Source organism: Methylobacterium sp. FW306-05-D, assembly GCF_058782155.1.
In genome coordinates this window covers 1-4,210 of the sequence record NZ_JBYSXL010000146.1, presented here as the reverse complement: position 1 = coordinate 4,210, position 4,210 = coordinate 1, and the positions used below count along the sequence as shown (strand labels likewise).

Sequence of the window (4,210 nt, the reverse complement as noted above, 5' to 3'; positions counted from 1 at the left end):
ACCACGCGGATCTTCTCCTCGGACGAGAACTGCCGACGTGTGGCCCGACGGATGTCCTTGATCACCGCTTCTGCCGGTTTCTTGGCCGGTCCGGATGTCTGCTTCATCTTCGCTCCTCAGGGGCTACGATGAACCAGCCATCCTCCGTTCGTGAAGACCCTCAATCTGTCTCACAGGTGCTGACGTGGGACAGTCGCCACGACGGCCATAGCCAGCGGCGCAAGAGGGAGCGCATGAAAGCGTCGGGATTTCATGTTCTCGGCGGGATACGAGACCACTCCCCAGCCGGCCCAACGCTGCTAACGATGCCGAGTCACGTGGCGACGCAGGACGAGGCTACTTGCGCTCGACCTTTGTGCCGTCACGACCAGCCACCACAGCATGCAGAGAGTGGTCTCGGCGGTCTCCTTCACGATGCTCCGTCCCGGCACCCCCCCTGTTGAGCTCGGCGATCGCGAGGAGGCGTCCGATCTCTTCGACGAAGAGAGTGTTCTGAGTGCGCACGGGCCCGGGTGGCTGGACCTTCACTCTCGTCCACCACGGGTCGGCGAGACCCGCCGGCCGAACCTCCAGGCCTGACGCCCATGTCAGGGCGCTCTTCAAATAGACCAACGCCTTCGCAGCTTGACCCGCCGTCGACGTTTCCACGATTCGCGTGCGGGCGTCCTGCAATGCCGCCGAGTCGAGTTTCGCGAGCACGGTATCCCGGATCGCGTCGAAGCCCGGCCGAGCAAAGAGGCTACGGACCTCCTTAAGAGTGGCTTCGGAGGGAGGCTTCGGAGGACCATTCTTGACCGGCTTCGGCTGTTTGACGTGATCTTCGATGTATCGGTCCATCAGTTTGGCCAGCGTCCAGACCGGGCCGGCTTCGAGACCGGGCCGGCTTCGAGACCGGGCTCAGGAAGGGTTCCGTTCTTCTCGTGAGCGATCCTGCGTGCGTCGTCTTCCGACAGACCGGCCAGACGCGCCGAGAAGAAGGGATTGGGATCGATCCCGCCTCTGAGGAGGTCGCGGCCGATTCTGGCCCGGTTCCTTGCCTCCTTCACGAACATGCGGTCGAGTTGCCCCATCGACAGCGTATGGTTGCCGCTCTTGAGTTCCCAACTGGCGTTGCCGCGCCGCACGCGCAGCCTCAAACCCTTGGCCTCCTCGTCCTTAAAGATGTGGTCCGGTACATCTCCCGACGCCTTCATCACGCGCGCGCGGGCCAGGATACCATCGTCGATGACGCAGCGTCCGGTAGCCATGAGCCATTCCTTCGTACCGTTCTGGTACCGATCATTCCATTCCTTCGTTGCGATCCGGTGCACGGCTGCGGCTGGCACCGAAATATCGATCGCTTCTTTGCTCGAAGGAATCGACGCCACAACGCGCGAAAACTCGTTACTTCTCCACTATCAAAGATTCGTCGGATCATAATCCTTGTGTCGGGGGTTCAAATCCCTCCCTCGCTACCAAGTTTTTCAACCTGCTAGGTCCATGACTTAGCAGGTTTTTCGTTGTTCGGTCCGATGGGCTCCGCGCAGCGCGGCCCAGCCGGGAACGGGATCGTTTCGCGAGCGGGGCGGGCGTTCCCCGGGGTCGGGGGCGCCGTGTATACCACCTCGAAATACGTCGCGTGTCGCAACGCGCCGGCGGTATGCCACGGCCGAGGCGGATGCGTCCGGTCAGTCCCGCGTGATTGCCGGCAGGGGGGCCTCGGCCGTGAACACGACCCCGCGCGGCCGGTAGTCGATCTCGGCCTTGCCGCCGATCTCCCGGGCCAGGGCCCGCTCGATCATCCGCGAGCCGAAGCCGGTTCGCGTCGGGGGCGAGACCCGGGGGCCGCCCACCTCCTGCCACTGGAACCAGAGCCGGTCCGGACTGGCGCCGTCCACGACGTCCCAGCTCACGATGACGCGTCCGTCGTCCGACGAGAGGGACCCGTACTTCACCGAGTTCGTCGCGAGTTCGTGGATCGCGAGGCTGAAGGCCAGGGCGACGCGCGGCGCGAGGCGCAGGATCGGGCCGCCGATCTTGAAGCGATGGTCCTGCTCGACGCCGAACGGATGCAGGGCCGCGATGACCACCTCCGTCAGGGTCGCCCAGTCGCCGCTGCCGCGGGCCAGCATCTCCGTGGCGGCCGACAGCGAGCGCAGCCGGGATTCCATCGCCACCTGCGCCTCTTCCAGCGAAGCGGCGCCCCGCAGCGTCTGCCGGGAGATGGACTGCACGGTCGCCAGGGTGTTCTGGATGCGGTGGTTGAGCTCGCCCGCCAGGAGGTCGCGGTGCTCCTCCGCCCGCTTGCGGTCGGTGATGTCCAGGCTGATGCCGGCGATGCTCAGGGGCGTCCCATCCGCCCGGTACGAGGCCTGCCCGCGGAACTGCAGCCAGCGCGTCTCGCCGAAGGCGGTGACGACCCGGATCTCGACGTCGTAATCCGAATGCCCGGCGATGGCCGCGTCCCGGGCCGCGAGCTTCCTCGGGAGGTCCTCCGGGTGGATGGCCGCGAGCATCTCCTCGTAGGTCAGGGGGTCGTTCGGCGAGCGGCCGAGGTTTTCCTTGAACCCGTCCGACGCGACCAGGCGCATGACGCCGAGATCGAGCGTCCAGGCGCCCAGGCGCCCGGCCTTCAGGGTGAACCGGAGGCGCTCCTCGCTCTGGATGAGCTCGAGGGAGCGCCGCGCGGACTCGGCCTCGAGCGCGTCCCGGTCCTTCTGGAGAAGAACGAGCCGCTCCTTGGCGAGCGTCACGTCGAATTGCGAGGCGAAGAAGTAGGTGAGCTCGCCGTCGGGCGCGAAGACGGGCGAGACGAGCAGGCGGTTCCAGAAGGGGGTGCCGTCCTTGCGCCGGTTCTTCAGGTCGATCTCGATGGTCACGCGCCGCTCGATGGCATCCCGCAGCCGCGCGACGTCCCTGGGGTCCGATTCGGGCCCCTGAAGGAAGCGGCAATTGCGGCCGAGGATCTCCTCGCGCGCATAGCCGGTCAGCCTCACGAACGCGTCGTTCACGTAGACGATGGGATTGTCGGGCAGCCGCGGATCGGTGATCACCATCGGCATCCGCGTCGCCCGGACGGCGGCGGCGAAGGGGTCGGAACCGACGACGGTGCTGTTGATCTCGGCGTCGATGCGCGCGCCGTCGGCCTGGTCGCTCAAGCTTCGGAAATCCCCTTGATCGGGATCGTTCTAATGAACGATCCCGATCAGGCCAGGGGTTCGAATGTCACACCGCCGTCGCGAACGATGTCGCGCCGGAACCGGATCGCATCGCACGCTGCCCCGGTCCGCCGCCGCGCATCCGTCCCGCCTCGGCGGACCGTGCCCGCGCAGCGCCGGGACGGGCCGCCGACCGCCGACCGCCTCAGGACGCCGGCGTACGGTCGGTCGGCGCCGAGAGGCAGGTCCGGACGGCGCGCAGGGCCGACAGGGCGTCCATCTCGCCCAGGAGTGACGCGAAGGCCTCCGTCGCGTCGTAGCCCGTCCGCGCGAGGATCGTGACGGTGGCGGCCTGTGCCGTGGACGAGACCTCCGCCTCGGCGATGCAGAGGCTCAGTTCCGAGAGGAACGCGGCACGGTCACGGCTCGAAAGCGAAGGCGTCCTCATGGGAAGGCTTCCTCGTAAAAAGGACGCGCTCAGGGTCCTGTCGCGCTGACGGGCCTGATGCGGGTCCGTGAGCGCCACGCCGTCCCCTGATAGCAGGGTTCGCCCCCTTCTGTATGGTTTTATACGTTCGGGGCGCCGCGCGCCCCGCGCGGGGAGGCGCCCATGCCCGGCGTCGCGGCGGTCGCGCCTTCCCCGCGGCGACGAACGTCGCGCGATCACGCGCCGCGAACGACCGGCTTGTGCTGCTCGATACTTTGATCGGGCAGGCTTTTGCTTCGAGATCATTCCCTGGAGGGAGATCGTTCTCGTTGACGAACTCGGGGCGGGTACGCCAATCTGCCCGCGCCGGGGAAGCGCCGCCCCGCCGCCAGCGCGGATCTCGTTCGGCGGAGCATGGTCCGGCGGCCGGCGAGTTCTGTGCGGCGAGTTCTCCGCCGAATGCGCCCATCCCCGGGCCGACGTGAAATCCTGACGGGCCCATGAGACACGACACCCTGCGCCTCGGCGCCTTCTTCTACGCCACCGGACACCACGTGGCGGGCTGGCGCCATCCCTCCAGCGAGGCCGATGGCGGGCTCAACCTCGCCCGTTACGTCGGCTGGGCGCAGCGGGCGGAGGCCGCGAA

4 protein-coding genes and 1 pseudogene are annotated in these 4,210 nt (G+C 67.3%); 1 reads left to right on the top strand and 4 read right to left on the bottom strand.

The genetic code is table 11. The annotated features are described in order from the left end of the window. Positions 1–336 precede the first annotated feature (336 nt). From AC3WLN_RS23715 to AC3WLN_RS23700, 4 genes are all read right to left on the bottom strand, one after another. Positions 337–837 (bottom strand): hypothetical protein, encoded by a 501-nt coding sequence (locus AC3WLN_RS23715; protein ID WP_492485391.1) that lies wholly within the window; start codon positions 835–837, stop codon positions 337–339. After that, positions 837–1,367: an integrase arm-type DNA-binding domain-containing protein gene (locus AC3WLN_RS23710; protein ID WP_492485389.1), complete on the bottom strand. Its 531-nt coding sequence runs from the start codon at positions 1,365–1,367 to the stop codon at positions 837–839. Before AC3WLN_RS23710 ends, AC3WLN_RS23715 begins: the two co-directional genes overlap by 1 nt. A 300-nt stretch (positions 1,368–1,667) precedes the next feature. Next, positions 1,668–3,137 carry a PAS domain-containing protein gene (locus tag AC3WLN_RS23705; RefSeq protein ID WP_492485388.1) on the bottom strand — a complete coding sequence of 490 codons (1,470 nt, stop codon included), beginning with the start codon at positions 3,135–3,137 and terminating at the stop codon, positions 1,668–1,670. Between the two features lie 205 nt (positions 3,138–3,342). Further along, positions 3,343–3,585: a hypothetical protein gene (locus AC3WLN_RS23700; protein ID WP_492485386.1), complete on the bottom strand. Its 243-nt coding sequence runs from the start codon at positions 3,583–3,585 to the stop codon at positions 3,343–3,345. A 479-nt stretch (positions 3,586–4,064) separates the two neighbouring features. Here AC3WLN_RS23700 and AC3WLN_RS23695 point away from each other — a divergent pair. Continuing rightward, positions 4,065–4,210, top strand: a pseudogene (locus tag AC3WLN_RS23695) (nitrilotriacetate monooxygenase); the annotation flags it as partial.